The sequence below is a fragment of the Enterobacter sp. 22452 genome, assembly GCF_052045065.1.
GTDB classification, from domain to species: Bacteria; Pseudomonadota; Gammaproteobacteria; order Enterobacterales; family Enterobacteriaceae; genus Enterobacter; species Enterobacter mori.
The window spans coordinates 574,326-588,586 of sequence record NZ_JBQEOB010000002.1; the positions used below are offsets into that span (position 1 = coordinate 574,326).

General features: G+C 53.1%; 15 protein-coding genes. 9 read left to right on the forward strand and 6 right to left on the reverse strand.

Translation table 11 applies throughout. The features are described 5' to 3' along the window. Position 1 precedes the first annotated feature (1 nt). From sapF to pdeR, 5 genes are all read left to right on the forward strand, one after another. Positions 2 to 808: a putrescine export ABC transporter ATP-binding protein SapF gene (gene sapF, locus ACTJJA_RS07870; RefSeq protein ID WP_440667283.1), complete on the forward strand. Its 807-nt coding sequence runs from the start codon at positions 2 to 4 to the stop codon at positions 806 to 808. Positions 809 to 932: 124 nt separating this feature from the next. Further along, a complete protein-coding gene (gene fabI / locus ACTJJA_RS07875) occupies positions 933 to 1,721 on the forward strand; it encodes an enoyl-ACP reductase FabI (RefSeq protein WP_010431723.1) in 789 nt (262 codons plus the stop codon). A gap of 156 nt (positions 1,722 to 1,877) precedes the next feature. Next, positions 1,878 to 2,864 (forward strand): CMD domain-containing protein, encoded by a 987-nt coding sequence (locus tag ACTJJA_RS07880; protein ID WP_440667285.1) that lies wholly within the window; start codon positions 1,878 to 1,880, stop codon positions 2,862 to 2,864. 88 nt (positions 2,865 to 2,952) lie between these two features. Then, positions 2,953 to 4,887 carry an exoribonuclease II gene (locus ACTJJA_RS07885; protein ID WP_440667287.1) on the forward strand — a complete coding sequence of 645 codons (1,935 nt, stop codon included), beginning with the start codon at positions 2,953 to 2,955 and terminating at the stop codon, positions 4,885 to 4,887. 317 nt (positions 4,888 to 5,204) lie between these two features. Continuing rightward, positions 5,205 to 7,193: a cyclic di-GMP phosphodiesterase gene (gene pdeR / locus ACTJJA_RS07890; RefSeq protein WP_100166150.1), complete on the forward strand. Its 1,989-nt coding sequence runs from the start codon at positions 5,205 to 5,207 to the stop codon at positions 7,191 to 7,193. Here the strand turns inward: pdeR and ACTJJA_RS07895 are convergent. After that, positions 7,190 to 8,059, reverse strand: a complete 870-nt coding sequence (locus ACTJJA_RS07895; RefSeq protein WP_440667289.1) for a crotonase/enoyl-CoA hydratase family protein — start codon at positions 8,057 to 8,059, stop codon at positions 7,190 to 7,192. The genes pdeR and ACTJJA_RS07895 overlap by 4 nt on opposite strands. A gap of 193 nt (positions 8,060 to 8,252) precedes the next feature. Between ACTJJA_RS07895 and ACTJJA_RS07900 the strand changes: the two genes are divergently transcribed. The 3 genes from ACTJJA_RS07900 (at position 8,253) to osmB (ending at position 9,713) form a co-directional block, all read left to right on the forward strand. Beyond that, the gene (locus ACTJJA_RS07900; protein WP_440667291.1) at positions 8,253 to 8,435 is read left to right on the forward strand and encodes a YciZ family protein; all 183 of its coding nucleotides are present in this window, start codon (positions 8,253 to 8,255) and stop codon (positions 8,433 to 8,435) included. 42 nt (positions 8,436 to 8,477) lie between these two features. Continuing rightward, positions 8,478 to 9,230, forward strand: a complete 753-nt coding sequence (gene yciT / locus ACTJJA_RS07905) for a DNA-binding transcriptional regulator YciT (RefSeq protein WP_420984758.1) — start codon at positions 8,478 to 8,480, stop codon at positions 9,228 to 9,230. A 264-nt stretch (positions 9,231 to 9,494) separates the two neighbouring features. After that, positions 9,495 to 9,713, forward strand: coding sequence for an osmotically-inducible lipoprotein OsmB (osmB, locus tag ACTJJA_RS07910; protein WP_010431738.1), 219 nt, complete (start codon positions 9,495 to 9,497; stop codon positions 9,711 to 9,713). A gap of 102 nt (positions 9,714 to 9,815) precedes the next feature. Here the strand turns inward: osmB and yciH are convergent, their stop codons facing one another. From yciH to pgpB, 5 genes are all read right to left on the reverse strand, one after another. Next, positions 9,816 to 10,142 carry a stress response translation initiation inhibitor YciH gene (yciH, locus tag ACTJJA_RS07915; RefSeq protein ID WP_010431741.1) on the reverse strand — a complete coding sequence of 109 codons (327 nt, stop codon included), beginning with the start codon at positions 10,140 to 10,142 and terminating at the stop codon, positions 9,816 to 9,818. Next, on the reverse strand, positions 10,142 to 10,879 hold the full coding sequence (gene pyrF / locus ACTJJA_RS07920; protein WP_221550257.1) for an orotidine-5'-phosphate decarboxylase: 738 nt from the start codon (positions 10,877 to 10,879) through the stop codon (positions 10,142 to 10,144). Before pyrF ends, yciH begins: the two co-directional genes overlap by 1 nt. A 186-nt stretch (positions 10,880 to 11,065) precedes the next feature. Then, entirely contained in the window at positions 11,066 to 12,235 is a 1,170-nt protein-coding gene (lapB, locus tag ACTJJA_RS07925) for a lipopolysaccharide assembly protein LapB (RefSeq protein WP_120158299.1), read from the reverse strand. Positions 12,236 to 12,241: 6 nt separating this feature from the next. Beyond that, positions 12,242 to 12,550 carry a LapA family protein gene (locus ACTJJA_RS07930; protein ID WP_010431755.1) on the reverse strand — a complete coding sequence of 103 codons (309 nt, stop codon included), beginning with the start codon at positions 12,548 to 12,550 and terminating at the stop codon, positions 12,242 to 12,244. 148 nt (positions 12,551 to 12,698) lie between these two features. Next, on the reverse strand, positions 12,699 to 13,466 hold the full coding sequence (gene pgpB, locus ACTJJA_RS07935; RefSeq protein WP_100166145.1) for a phosphatidylglycerophosphatase B: 768 nt from the start codon (positions 13,464 to 13,466) through the stop codon (positions 12,699 to 12,701). 197 nt (positions 13,467 to 13,663) lie between these two features. Here pgpB and ribA point away from each other — a divergent pair, with 197 nt between their 5' ends. Further along, entirely contained in the window at positions 13,664 to 14,254 is a 591-nt protein-coding gene (ribA, locus tag ACTJJA_RS07940) for a GTP cyclohydrolase II (RefSeq protein WP_013096372.1), read from the forward strand. Positions 14,255 to 14,261: the final 7 nt, after the last annotated feature.

Consider the following 14,261-nt stretch of genomic DNA (forward strand, 5'->3'; position numbering starts at 1 on the left):
AATGGTCGAAACCTTACTGGAAGTTCGTAACCTGAGTAAGACCTTTCGCTACCGCACAGGGCTCTTTCACCGCCAGACCGTAGAGGCGGTAAAGCCGTTGAGCTTCACGCTGCGCGAGAAACAGACGCTGGCGATCATTGGCGAGAACGGTTCCGGAAAATCCACGCTGGCGAAAATGCTGGCGGGCATGGTTGAGCCAACCGATGGCGAAGTGCTGATTGACGATCACCCGCTAGAATTTGGTGACTACTCTTTCCGCAGCCAGCGCATCCGCATGATCTTTCAGGATCCGTCTACTTCCCTGAATCCGCGCCAGCGAATTTCGCAGATCCTGGATTTCCCGCTGCGGTTGAATACCGACCTGGAGCCTGAAGCCCGGCGTAAACGCATCGTCGAAACGCTGCGTTTGGTCGGACTGCTTCCCGATCATGTGAGCTACTACCCGCACATGCTGGCGCCGGGTCAGAAGCAACGTCTGGGGCTGGCACGCGCGTTGATTCTGCGTCCAAAGGTGATTATTGCCGATGAAGCCCTTGCCTCGCTGGATATGTCGATGCGTTCGCAGTTAATTAACCTGATGCTGGAATTACAGGAAAAACAGGGTATCTCTTATATCTACGTGACCCAGCATCTTGGCATGATGAAACACATCAGCGACCAGGTCATGGTGATGCACCAGGGTGAAGTTGTCGAACGAGGAAGTACGGCTGATGTGCTGGCCTCTCCGCTGCACGATTTAACGAAACGGCTCATCGCCGGGCATTTCGGTGAAGCATTGACCGCCGATGCGTGGAGAAAAGATCGATAAGCACGGGTCAACTGAGTGGTCGGATTAACTAAGCACGCGACACGTGATATTATCGCCGCGTTTTAACGACGATTGCCCCGCTAAGATGGCGATCGCCACAACAATGAATATAAGGATTAAAGCTATGGGTTTTCTTTCCGGTAAGCGCATTCTGGTAACTGGCGTTGCCAGCAAACTGTCCATCGCATACGGCATCGCACAGGCAATGCATCGCGAAGGCGCTGAGCTGGCGTTCACCTACCAGAACGACAAGCTGAAAGGCCGTGTTGAAGAGTTTGCCGCGCAGCTGGGTTCCAGCATTGTTCTGGAATGTGACGTTGCACAAGACGAAAGCATCGATGGCATGTTTGCTGAACTGGCTAAAACGTGGGAGAAATTCGACGGTTTCGTTCACTCCATCGGCTTCGCGCCTGGCGATCAGCTGGACGGCGACTACGTGAACGCGGTGACCCGTGATGGCTTCAAAATCGCTCACGACATCAGCTCCTACAGCTTCGTTGCGATGGCAAAATCCTGCCGCGCGATGTTGAACCCGGGCGCAGCCCTGCTGACCCTGTCCTACCTGGGCGCAGAGCGTGCTATCCCTAACTACAACGTGATGGGTCTGGCTAAAGCCTCTCTGGAAGCCAACGTTCGCTACATGGCGAATGCAATGGGTCCTGAAGGCGTGCGCGTTAACGCCATCTCTGCAGGTCCTATCCGCACCCTGGCCGCTTCCGGTATTAAAGATTTCCGTAAAATGCTGGCACACTGCGAAGCGGTTACCCCGATTCGTCGTACTGTTACCATTGAAGATGTGGGTAACTCTGCAGCTTTCCTGTGCTCTGACCTCTCTGCGGGTATCTCCGGCGAAGTGGTTCACGTTGACGGCGGTTTCAACATCGCTGCCATGAACGAGCTGGAAATCAAATAAGCGCGTGACTCTCTTCCCGTCCGGGAAGAGAGTTTCTCTCCCCCTGCTGTGCTCTTCGTTATTCCCTTCTGTTATTTGTTATCACCTAACAATATTTTTCCCCTCATCCGCCTTACGCCAGGATATTGATCGCCATTTTGAGATCAAGGAACGCCCATGGAACAACGCCGCTTTTCCGGCAAAGGCCACTGGTATCATGAAACCCAGTCCAACCACTCGCAAACGGATGTCCTGCCTTTGGTGCCCGAAGCCGCTAACGTCGACGATCGTTTTTTGCTCGATTTAGAACTCCCTGAAAAGATTGTCACCGCCTGCCATGGCTGGCTCGCTCCCGCCAGGGCCTTGTGCCACCTTCTGTTCCCGCTCAATATTGAGGTTAACCGACTACACACGCTTAGTGCGTACGACAGACTCAGCACGGCGTTGACGGTCGCTCAGGCGTGTGGTGTTCAGCGACTCTGTAACCACTACGCTGCCCTGCTCGCCCCCCTTCCTGGTCCTGACTCCTCACGCGAAAGCAACCGCCGCCTGGCACAAATCACGCAATATGCCCGCCAACTTGCCAGCTCACCAGACGTCATTGACCACAAAGCGCAGCTACAGCTCGATGAAGTGGGTCTGACAACCTATGACATTGTGCTGATCAACCAGATTATCGGCTTTATTGGCTTTCAGGCGCGCGTTGTGGCGGTGTTTCAGGCGTTACTGGGGCATCCTGTACGCTGGTTGCCCGGACACCATATTCCGCCGCATTCCTTACCGGTGACTATTCGTGTCTGGACCCCTGTACTGCCCGTCGTCGAACTGCGCTACGCGACCCCATTCCAGCTTGAGTCGCTTTCACGCTGGCAAGCAGAGCCGGAACTTCAGGCGCTCACGCCGGTGCTGAGCCATGAGCCTGCGCTACTCAACCTGACGGGCGAGATTTTGAGCAATCACCGTCAAAGCGAGCCACAAACGCACGGGGCGCTTACTGCGGCAGTCGAGCTACTGACCCGTTCACCGGATCGTTTTAGCGCGGCACAATTCACGCCGCTGATTGATGTTGGGATCCCCGATATCCGCGCCATCAATCTGCTTACTCAAAGTGCATTTACTGGCTGGCTCGACCGCCTGCGAGTGGCGCTTGGCAAAGCGGAATAACCATACTTTTTACCCAAAGAGCGCTTGCTGAAGCAGTAAGATTCGCGTAAAACTGTCAGCCGCTCAATGGCTACGAAAATAGAACATTATGTTTCAGGACAACCCGCTGCTAGCGCAGCTTAAACAGCAACTGCATTCCCAGACGCCGCGTGCAGAAGGGGTCGTAAAAGCCACGGAAAAGGGCTTTGGCTTCCTTGAAGTTGACGGGCAAAAGAGCTATTTCATCCCGCCTCCGCAGATGAAAAAAGTGATGCACGGCGATCGCGTCACAGCGGTTATTCATACGGAAAAGGAACGCGAGTCCGCCGAGCCAGAAGAACTGATTGAACCTTTCCTGACTCGCTTCGTGGGCAAGGTACACAGAAAAGATGACCGTCTTTCCATCGTGCCGGACCATCCCCTGTTGAAAGATGCTATTCAGTGCCGTGCTGCGCGTGGCGTTGAGCATGATTTTAAAGAGGGTGACTGGGCCGTTGCTGAAATGCGCCGCCACCCTCTCAAAGGCGACCGTGGTTTCTATGCTGAGCTGACGCAATTTATCACCTTCGGCGACGACCACTTCGTCCCGTGGTGGGTAACGCTGGCGCGTCACAATCTTGAAAAAGAGGCGCCAGACGGCGTCGCGACAGAAATGCAGGACGAAGGTCTGTCACGCCGTGACCTGACCGGTCTGGACTTTGTCACCATCGACAGTGCCAGCACCGAAGACATGGACGATGCACTGTTTGCAGAAGAGACTGCGGATGGCAAAGTGCATCTGACCGTCGCGATTGCCGATCCTACCGCCTGGATTGTCGAAGGCAGCAAACTGAACGATATGGCAAAAGTGCGTTCGTTCACCAACTACCTGCCGGGCTTCAATATCCCGATGCTGCCGCGTGAACTCTCTGACGATCTCTGCTCGCTGCGCCCGAATGAAGTGCGCCCGGTACTCGCCTGCCGCATGACTATCGCCGCCGACGGCACGATTGAAGACGATATCGAATTCTTTGCTGCGACCATCGAATCCAAAGCCAAGCTGGCCTATGACGACGTGTCCGACTGGCTGGAAAACACCGGCACCTGGCAACCTGAAAACGATGCCATTGCCGCGCAAATTCGACTGTTGCATCGCGTGTGTCTGAACCGCAGTGAATGGCGTAAAACCCATGCGCTGGTCTTTAAGGATCGTCCGGACTACCGTTTCGTGTTGGGTGAAAAAGGCGAAGTGCTGGATATCGTTGCTGAACCACGCCGCATCGCTAACCGTATTGTTGAAGAAGCCATGATTTCGGCCAACATTTGTGCCGCCCGCGTATTGCGCGACAAGTTAGGCTTCGGCATCTATAACGTGCATACCGGATTCGATCCGGCTAACACCGAGGCGCTGGCTGCCCTGCTGAAAACGCATGACGTGCATGTCGATCCTGAAGAAGTGCTGACGCTGCAAGGCTTCTGCAAACTTCGTCGCGAACTCGATGCGCAACCATCCGGTTTCCTCGACAGCCGTATTCGCCGCTTCCAGTCCTTTGCCGAAATCAGCATCGAACCGGGCCCGCATTTCGGTCTGGGGCTTGAAGCCTATGCCACCTGGACCTCTCCGATTCGTAAGTACGGCGACATGGTAAACCATCGCCTGCTGAAAGCGATTATCAAAGGGGAATCGGTCGCGCGTCCTCAGGATGATTCCACCGTACAAATGGCCGAGCGCCGCCGCCTGAACCGTATGGCTGAACGTGATGTCGGTGACTGGCTGTACGCGCGCTTCCTGAATGATAAAGCTGGAACGGATGCCCGCTTCCCGGCGGAAATCATTGATATCAGCCGCGGCGGTATGCGCGTACGTCTGGTGGACAACGGTGCCGTTGCTTTCATTCCTGCGCCATTCCTGCATGCTGTTCGCGACGAACTGGTGTGTAGCCAGGAAAACGGAACCGTGCAAATCAAAGGCGAAACGGTTTACAAAGTCACTGACGTGATTGATGTCAATATCGCTGAAGTTCGCATGGAAACGCGCAGCATTATTGCGCGCCCGGTCGCCTGATAAGCTGTTAAATTGTCGACCCTTTCCTTCATGGATGGGTCGACAAACTCTTCTCTCATCACAAACCACAAAATCACTGACTATTTTCAGTCTCCTCCCGCCCAAAATCGCCATAATTATCTACATTAAAAGAATCCCTTCATATTCGATTACGTGTTTTTTATACGCTGAGTATCCTTTTTTACCTGACTCGTTTTATTATTAGAAATCAGGGAAAAAACAATAAGTTCACTTCGGTTTTGCCGCTGGATCACAACGGAAAGTCGACAACAAATGAATGATTTGTGCGCTAATGAGCAGCTGCGGGAGAAAACAGAATGGACGATTTGGAGCAGAATTTGCTGTTTCGTTACATGGGAACCCACAGTCCCTGGTGGCGACTGACCGCTGACAGCAATGCTCTGCATCTCTCCACCAGTGAAAATGCCGATGTGACGCAAGTGATCGCGCTGAATGATGAACAGGCCGCGCTCATCCGTCAGTTAACCGTCATCACCTCCAGTATCTCGATGACCCTCTCTTTGTACGGTGAAGATGTTCCTGTCCATCTGGTCGGGCGCAAAATTACCCGAAACGAGTGGGCCGGTACAGCCTCTGCCTGGCACGATACCCCTTCCGTTGCGCGCGATCTGGCGCAGGGTCTCTCTTTTGCCGAACAGGTTGTCTCAGAAGCCAATTCAGTTATCGTTATCCTGGACCAGAACGGGAATATCCAGCGCTTTAACCGCCTGAGTGAAGAGTACACCGGGCTGAAAGAGCACGAGGTGATCGGGCAAAACGTCTTCAAACTGTTTATGACCCGCAGCGAAGCCGCTGCCTCAAGACGTAATATCGCCGGTTTTTTTCGTAACGGCAGTTCCTACGAAGTTGAACGCTGGGTCAAGACCCGCAAAGGGCAGCGATTGTTTCTGTTCAGAAACAAATTTGTTCACAGCGGCAGCGGTAAAAATGAAATTTATCTTATCTGTTCCGGTACCGATATCACGGAGGAGCGGCGTGCTCAGGAACGCCTGCGCGTGCTGGCCAATACGGATACCATCACCGGACTGCCAAACCGAAACGCGATCCACGAGCTGATTTCCGATGCCATCGCCACCCGGGGAGACACTCAGGTCGGCGTGGTCTATCTCGACCTGGATAATTTTAAAAAGGTTAACGATGCCTATGGGCACATGTTTGGCGACCAGTTATTGCAGGCCGTCGCCCTTGCCATTCTGAGTTGCCTGGATGAAGGTCAGGTGCTGGCGAGACTCGGGGGTGATGAGTTTATTGTGATGGCAACCGATACCTCGCAGGGCTCACTGGAAGCCATGGCATCACGTATTTTGAGCCGGTTACGACAACCCTTCCGCATCGGCTTAATTGAAATTTACACCGGCTGCTCTCTGGGCATCGCCCTTGCCCCGCAGCATGGCAACGACCGCGAGAGCGTCATCCGCAACGCGGATACCGCGATGTATACCGCGAAAGAGAACGGGCGAGGCAAGTTCTGCGTTTTCTCTCCAGAGATGAACCAGCGCGTGTTCGAATATCTTTGGCTGGATACCAACCTGCGCAAAGCGCTGGATAACGACCAGCTCTTAATCCACTATCAGCCGAAAATGACCTGGCGCGGTGAAGTCAGAAGCCTGGAAGCGCTGGTGCGCTGGCAATCGCCAGAGCGCGGACTTATTCCTCCGCTGGAATTTATCTCTTACGCTGAAGAGTCCGGCTTGATTGTGCCGCTCGGTCGCTGGGTTATGCTGGACGTGGTGCGTCAGGTGGCTAAATGGCGCGATAAAGGCATTAACCTGCGGGTAGCGGTTAACGTATCAGCGCGTCAACTGGCAGACCAGACGATATTCAGTGACCTGAAACAGGCGCTGAAGGATCTGAATTTTGAATATTGCCCTATCGATGTTGAACTGACCGAGAGTTGTCTTATCGAAAACGAAGAGCTGGCCCTTTCGGTCATCCAGCAGTTCAGCCAGCTTGGGGCGCAAATTCATCTGGACGATTTCGGTACAGGCTATTCATCCCTGTCACAGCTGGCGCGTTTTCCTATCGATGCCATCAAGCTCGATCAGTCGTTTGTGCGGGATATCCATAAACAATCCATTTCGCAGTCTTTGGTCCGTGCGATTGTGGCCGTTGCTCAGGCACTGAATCTGCAGGTCATTGCGGAAGGCGTGGAGAGTGCAAAAGAAGACGCCTTTCTGACTAAGAACGGCGTCAACGAACGGCAAGGTTTTCTGTTTGCTAAGCCGATGCCCGCTGCCGTTTTCGAGCGATGGCTAAAGCGCTATCAGTCACGAAAGATGCGTTAACTGGCCTGGCGTAACCCCGCCGCCTGATGGCGGTTTTGCAGCATAACCAGACGTTCCATATAAGCGATATCTTTCGGTTCAAGGCAAAACGCGGCATCGACCCAGTCTTCTGTAATATCCATCAGTTCACTGCGTGGCAGCTGCAAAACGCGGGTGCGGGCGCGCAGCATTGCCCTGACGCCGTTCAGTTTCGGCTGCAGCGTGTCGATAAATGTTCGTACGGTGACGTAGCTTTGTCCCGGTTCAAACAGCACATCCACCAGTCCGTGCTGTTCGTACCACTCAGCCGTATGGGATTCCCCTTTGTAAATGAGCTCCTCTGCCAGCTTCATGCCTGAGCGGCGTGCAACGAGCGAATAGCCCCCCATTCCGGGGAAAAGATTAAAGGCGATCTCCGGGAACCCTAACCGGGCATCGCGCTGAGCCAGGAGAAAATGGTGCGCCAGCGCAGCCTCGAAGCCGCCTCCCAAGGCGCTCCCTTCGACCATCGCCAGCGTAATTGCCCCGGAATCAAAACCCCGTGATGCGGCGTGTACGCAATCAACGCAGGCACGCGCATATGCACGTAATGCTTCCCGGCGCCCGTTTTGAATACAGTCTACGAAGAACTGCAAGTCCCCACCGGCGTTATACATATCGGGTACCAGCGATCCGGTAACCCAAAAATCGACCACAAAACCGGACTGGCGAACCAGCCAGGAAAGATTCATGATCTCCTCTATTAATGCGTGGTTGAAGCAAGGACGCGGTTGCGACCGCAACATCATCCAGACAGTGCGACGCTCCGCCTCATAATAGCCCGCCAGCTGAGTGAAACGTTCAGTATTGGTAAACAGTGTGCAGGTTGCTTGATTGATAACGGTCATAGTCTAATTCCTCTTAAAAAAAAGCGCCTTGCGCGCAGTTTTAGACTAATCCACTCATTAACCCCGCTGCATGAGAGGGAATAAATTTATCACTTTCATTTATGTAATTTAGTTATTGCATTTTTTCCCTTCTCTTTTGTTCCCATTTTCTGCATCATTGAAAATATTAACTTTTCGCTCCTGGGGTGAGATTATGTCTGACATTGATGCACTGACTGTGGCACGACGTATTGATACGGTGCTGGATATCCTGGTTGCGGGTGATTATCACTCTGCGATCCGTAATCTTGAGATCCTGAAATCAGAGTTAATGGCTCACAAAGATTCCGATTCCGCGCCAGAAAGCGCTCAGCCAAAAGCCCCGTGGGAAGTTTGACTCCACCGTTTCCGACCTCGTTTTGCTTTTTAAATGGATGCTATGAATTCCCGACAACAAATCATTTTGCAGATGGTCATCGATCAGGGGCGCGTAAGCGTGGTCGATCTCGCTAAAACGACCGGCGTTTCTGAAGTCACAATCCGTCAGGATCTTAACCTTCTGGAAAAACAGAGCTACCTGCGTCGTGCGCATGGTTATGCCGTCCCACTGGACAGTGAAGACGTTGAAACCCGCATGATGAACAATTATGCCCTCAAGCGAGAACTGGCAGAATTTGCTGCATCCTTAGTGAACAATGGTGAAACGGTCTTTATTGAGAATGGCAGCAGTAACGCCCTTCTGGCACGTACCCTGGCCGATCAAAAAGACGTTACCATTATCACCGTCAGCAGCTATATCGCGCATCTGCTGAAGGAGACGCGCTGTGAGGTCATTCTGCTGGGCGGTATTTACCAGAAGAAAAGTGAAAGCATGGTGGGTCCACTCACTCGTCAGTATGTCCAGCAGGTTCATTTCAGCAAAGCGTTCATTGGTATTGATGGCTGGCAACCTGACACCGGGTTCACCGGCCGGGATATGATGCGTTCTGACGTGGTTAATGCCGTGCTGGAAAAAGAGTGTGAAGCAATTGTCCTTACCGACAGTTCTAAATTCGGTTCCGTACATCCCTATATGATGGGCCCGATAAACCGTTTTAGCCGCGTGATCACTGATGAACGGCTGAGTGATGAACATCGCCAGCAGCTTGAGCATGACGGCCTGACCGTCGATATTGTGAGAAAATCTGCCTGACTCTCCTCTGCGCCTGAATAACGGGCGCAAATCTCTCCTTCTCTCTGAGATGATTCCGAAGCCTGCTTTAAGAGTTTTTACCTGTTTAACCTGAGCTAAAGGGGTAAAATTATTATTAGCGATATAACAGGAAGTGACTATCACTTGCGTGATTACGTAACACCTGCGCGACTAGCTTTCACGGAAAACAGAATTTAAGTATGACTATTGTCTATACTTAAAGCGCACTTCTTTCCGTGAATCGATAATTCAGGAGAAAGTATTATGACCTTTACCAGCAAAAAAATCGCTGCCGCTGTTCTGGCAATTACAGTAGCTATGTCCCTGAGCGCCTGCTCTAACTGGTCTAAACGTGACCGTAACACCGCGATTGGTGCGGGTGCCGGTGCTCTTGGTGGTGCGGTATTAACGGATGGTAGTACGCTGGGTACATTAGGTGGCGCTGCTGTCGGCGGTATTATCGGTCACCAGGTGGGCAAATAATCACCATAACGGCTCTCACCGGTCTAATAATATATTCAGTATTTTTCAGGTCTGACTTACACACGTATAAAGAGCCACGGTTAACGCCGTGGCTCTTTTAATTTAGCCGCCCGCCAGTTTAACTTTCATTCCTTTGGCTTCGAGCAGCGTTTTAATTAAATCGCGTTTGTCGCCCTGAATTTCGATCACGCCATCTTTCACGGCACCGCCGCAGCCGCATTTCTTTTTTAATTCTGCGGCCAGTTTAGCCAGCTCCGCATCATCCAGATCGATACCGGTAATCAAGCACACTCCCTTGCCCTTGCGACCACTGGTCTGACGCTGGATGCGCACGATGCCATCACCTTTAGGACGTTCAGCTTTCTCTTTTGGCTCATCGATACGCCCGGTTCCGGTGGAGTAGACCAGGCGGCTGTTGGAATCGCTCATCAGGCACCCTTTTTCAATGACGCGTTGATCGCTTTTAGCGTCTGCGCCGGATCCGCAGATTGCGTAACGGGACGGCCGATCACCATATAATCCACACCTGCAGCCAACGCTTGCTCTGGCGTCATAATACGGCGCTGATCGCCAACCTCACTGCCCGCGGGACGAATACCCGGCGTGATAAGCTTAAATTGTTGGCCCAGTTCGGATTTGAAGCGCACCGCCTCCTGGGCTGAACAGACTACCCCATCGAGACCGCAGTTTTGCGTCAGACGAGCCAGACGTTCAGCTTGCTCAGCAGGTGACAACGTCACGCCAAGATCGCGCAGGTCAGATTCATCCATGCTGGTCAGCACGGTGACCGCAATCAGGAGCGGTGCATCTTTGCCGAAGGGCACCAGCGCCTCGCGCGCGGCGGTCATCATACGCGCCCCACCCGATGCATGGACGTTGACCATCCACACACCAAGCTCGGCTGCAGCAGCGACGGCATGCGCAGTGGTGTTGGGAATATCATGGAATTTCAGGTCCAGGAAAACGTCAAACCCACGCTGCTGAAGATCGCGGACAATTTGCGGACCAAACAGCGTAAACATCTCTTTGCCAACTTTCAGACGGCAATCTCGCGGATCGATACCATCCACAAAGGCCAGCGCGGCGTCGCGGTTATTGTAATCAAGCGCAACAACAACAGGAGAATCAGTAATTACGCGGGAAGCGGAGGAAGTAACAGACGTCATGACCAGCCCTTTTCGTCTATGGGCGCGCAGCGGCGCGGAACAGATAAACGGCCTGCATTCTACCTGCCAGCGGTGGAAATTGACAGAATCGATTTCCTTTCCTGCCTGACCGAAAAATTGCACGGTGCTGACTCAGTGGCAAAAACCCAACAGTATGTTGTAACTAAAATGGGACGTTTTAAAAAATTACTGCCCGTCAAGACCACGAATCGGCTTGATGGTTGACCAGGCCCGGCACGAAGGACAGTGCCAGTACAGCGTATAGGCAGTAAAACCGCACTTCTGGCAACGGTAGCGCGGCTTACTGCGTACCTGCTCGCCGACCATATCGCGCAGCACCATCAGGCTCTCTTTGGCACGCCCTTCTTCTGCGTCGTTCAGGTGGTAATCCATCAGCTTATGGAACACCCGCATGGTCGGATGGCGCTGCAGCTGACGCGTAATATAAACCTGCGCGGTGTCGCTTCCCTCATACTGCTCAACAACGTCTGAGAGCATCAGTTCAGCGGTGGCGCCAGTATTTTCTTCCACGCAACGACGCAGAAATGCTACCCACTCATCCTGCTTGTCGAGCTGTTGATAGCAGGTTTGCAGCATTTCCAGCGTCTCACTGACCAACTCTTTATCCTGGTCGATAACCCGCAACAGGCTTTCAACGGCTTTGGCGTAGTCGCCATTCGCCATAAAGACGCGCCCCATCATGATGGAGATTCGCGCGCTGTTGCGATCCGCAGCGGCGCCTTTCTTCAGCAGTGCCATGGCTTTATCCATGTCGTCGTTGCCCATCTGCTGAAGCGCCAGTTCGCAATAGAAGTGAGCAATTTCTACGCGTTGCTTATCTTTGCCAAGCTTCACCAGACGTTCGGCTGTATCTATGGCTTTTTGCCATTCGCTGGTCGCCTGGTAAATCTGCAGTAACTGCTGGAGCGCACTGATACGGAAGTCGGTCTCATCAACCAGTTGGGTGAACATATCTTCGGCACGGTCGTACAGCCCCGCCGCCATGTAATCACGTCCCAGCTGTTGAACGGCCAGCAAGCGTTGATCGTAGGTTAACGACGCGCTTTCCATCAGCGTCTGGTGAATACGAATAGCGCGATCAACCTCACCGCGCGAGCGGAACAGGTTGCCCAGGGTGAGATGCGCTTCTACGGTGCCCGTATCCTCTTTCAACATATCAAGGAACAGATCAACCGCTTTATCCTGTTGATTGCTCAGGAGGAAGTTCACCCCCGCAACATAGTCGCGGGAGAGTCGGTTGGCCTCATCCTGTTTTGTTTGTTGCGCACTTCTGCGGCCCATATACCAGCCATAGGCTGCGGCTACAGGCAAAAGCAGAAACAACAACTCCAGCATATTCGATTATTCCTTGGCTACCGGCACACCAGAACTCTCCGGAATGTCAGTCGCGGGCGCAATTTGATGTTCAAGGCGTTTGATTTTACGTTCAGCGCGCACAAGCGAAACACGAACTTTAAGCCAGAAGAGACCACACACCAGCCAGCCGATGATAAAACCGGCGGCAAACAGGACCGCGAGCAGGCTCGATACCCGGTACTCGCCCTGTGCAAGCAGATAGTTAAAGGTCACCTGCTGATCGTTTTGCGCACCTAAGGTGACGGAAATAACAAAAATCGCCAACACCAGTAAGAAAATGAGTAAATATTTCACATGACTTCCCGTTATGTGGTTCAAGCGAATAAAGTCTGTTCAACTCACCGCAATCAGCCTTATAAACTACCATTTTAGTGACGGGGGCGAAACGGAAAAAGTTGCGCGCCCGTCATGGATTTATGGGCAAAATACGGAAAATCAACCTTCAGACACCGCTTTGCTCACGCTCGGCGATTTCTTCCTTCTCTTCCGGTGGCGGCGTCAGCGGCCCACAGAATCGTTCGGCAAGCCAGGTGGCTAACGTTACCAGCAGCCAGGAAATCAGCGTGGCCACGACTAAATCACGCGGCCAGTGCATCCCCAGCAGTAAACGGCTCCCCATCACGCCGGTTGCCCAGACTAACAGAATCGCAATAGTGACCGTCCGGCGCCGCGGCCACAATAACCCGACGCCGAGTAACGCCCAGCTTGCTGCAAACATCGTGTGTCCGGAAGGAAACGCGAAACCGGTCTCTTTTTGCCAGTGTTTACGCAAAAATGCCGGAATATCCTGTTGTTCTGCAAGCTGCTCTTTTACCAGCGCACCGCGATCTTTACGTTTTAAAGTGTAGAACTCATCCACCGGCACATGGTGCGTTTTTTCCATCCAGATGACGAAAGGACGCGGCTCCTGTACACGATCCTTAACCCAGGATTTTACGCCCTGACCCACCAGAATGGCCCCGCCGAGGATAGCAAATAACACCAGCGCTGCGCGCAGACGAAAACGCAGGCACCACAGGAACCAGGCGCAGAGAAGAACATGCGTGATGATCCCCCACGGCTGTGTCACCGTTTCCGTTATCCAGTATAACGTTTTCAGCCACATGGCGTTTTGGCCCGGCTGCCACATCCAGCCGGAGCACCATACAACCAAAGGCATCACAAGTAGTACGGCCGCACCCGCTGCCGTTCGTCTGGCGATTGAAAGCATGTCTTCTCCTTTTATGCTAAGCACCACAATCATAACTGAAATTCATCCATGTGGTGGATATGTCGGATCGTGCGTTTAACGCGCGTATAGCATGGTGGTGATTAGGCGAACTTGAGAAGCTTGTGGCAAAATGAACAGATAGAGAAAGCCAAACAGGCAGACGGCACGAAACGTGTCAGCCGATTCTGGAGAATCACATGCAGCTTAAACGTGTGGCAGAAGCCAAACTGCCAACCCCATGGGGCGATTTCCTGATGGTGGGTTTTGAAGAACTGGCAACCGGACAAGATCACGTCGCGCTGGTCTATGGCGACATTTCAGGGCAGACGCCGGTGCTGTCCCGCGTACATTCAGAGTGTTTGACCGGCGATGCGCTGTTCAGCTTGCGCTGTGACTGCGGTTTCCAGCTCGAAGCCGCCCTCTCGCACATTGCGGAAGAAGGCCGTGGCGTTCTGCTGTATCACCGTCAGGAGGGGCGTAATATTGGTCTGCTGAATAAAATCCGCGCTTATGCGCTACAGGACCAGGGTTACGACACGGTAGAAGCCAACCACCAGCTGGGCTTTGCCGCTGACGAACGCGATTTCACCCTGTGTGCAGATATGTTCAAGCTGCTGGGCGTGGACGAAGTGCGTCTGTTGACCAATAACCCTAAAAAGGTCGAAATTCTGACCGAGGCGGGGATCAACATTGTCGAACGCGTGCCGCTGATTGTCGGACGTAACCCGAAAAACGCGCACTACCTCGACACCAAAGCCGCAAAGATGGGCCATCTGCTCAGCGAGTAAACCTGAA

What these genes read in the sequence shown, in the direction of transcription:
- sapF (WP_440667283.1), top strand. Translation starts at nt 2, where the DNA reads ATGGTCGAAACCTTACTGGAAGTTCGTAACCTGAGTAAGACCTTTCGC.
- fabI (WP_010431723.1), top strand. Translation starts at nt 933, where the DNA reads ATGGGTTTTCTTTCCGGTAAGCGCATTCTGGTAACTGGCGTTGCCAGC.
- ACTJJA_RS07880 (WP_440667285.1), top strand. Translation starts at nt 1,878, where the DNA reads ATGGAACAACGCCGCTTTTCCGGCAAAGGCCACTGGTATCATGAAACC.
- ACTJJA_RS07885 (WP_440667287.1), top strand. Translation starts at nt 2,953, where the DNA reads ATGTTTCAGGACAACCCGCTGCTAGCGCAGCTTAAACAGCAACTGCAT.
- pdeR (WP_100166150.1), top strand. Translation starts at nt 5,205, where the DNA reads ATGGACGATTTGGAGCAGAATTTGCTGTTTCGTTACATGGGAACCCAC.
- ACTJJA_RS07895 (WP_440667289.1), bottom strand. Translation starts at nt 8,059, where the DNA reads ATGACCGTTATCAATCAAGCAACCTGCACACTGTTTACCAATACTGAA.
- ACTJJA_RS07900 (WP_440667291.1), top strand. Translation starts at nt 8,253, where the DNA reads ATGTCTGACATTGATGCACTGACTGTGGCACGACGTATTGATACGGTG.
- yciT (WP_420984758.1), top strand. Translation starts at nt 8,478, where the DNA reads ATGAATTCCCGACAACAAATCATTTTGCAGATGGTCATCGATCAGGGG.
- osmB (WP_010431738.1), top strand. Translation starts at nt 9,495, where the DNA reads ATGACCTTTACCAGCAAAAAAATCGCTGCCGCTGTTCTGGCAATTACA.
- yciH (WP_010431741.1), bottom strand. Translation starts at nt 10,142, where the DNA reads ATGAGCGATTCCAACAGCCGCCTGGTCTACTCCACCGGAACCGGGCGT.
- pyrF (WP_221550257.1), bottom strand. Translation starts at nt 10,879, where the DNA reads ATGACGTCTGTTACTTCCTCCGCTTCCCGCGTAATTACTGATTCTCCT.
- lapB (WP_120158299.1), bottom strand. Translation starts at nt 12,235, where the DNA reads ATGCTGGAGTTGTTGTTTCTGCTTTTGCCTGTAGCCGCAGCCTATGGC.
- pgpB (WP_100166145.1), bottom strand. Translation starts at nt 13,466, where the DNA reads ATGCTTTCAATCGCCAGACGAACGGCAGCGGGTGCGGCCGTACTACTT.
- ribA (WP_013096372.1), top strand. Translation starts at nt 13,664, where the DNA reads ATGCAGCTTAAACGTGTGGCAGAAGCCAAACTGCCAACCCCATGGGGC.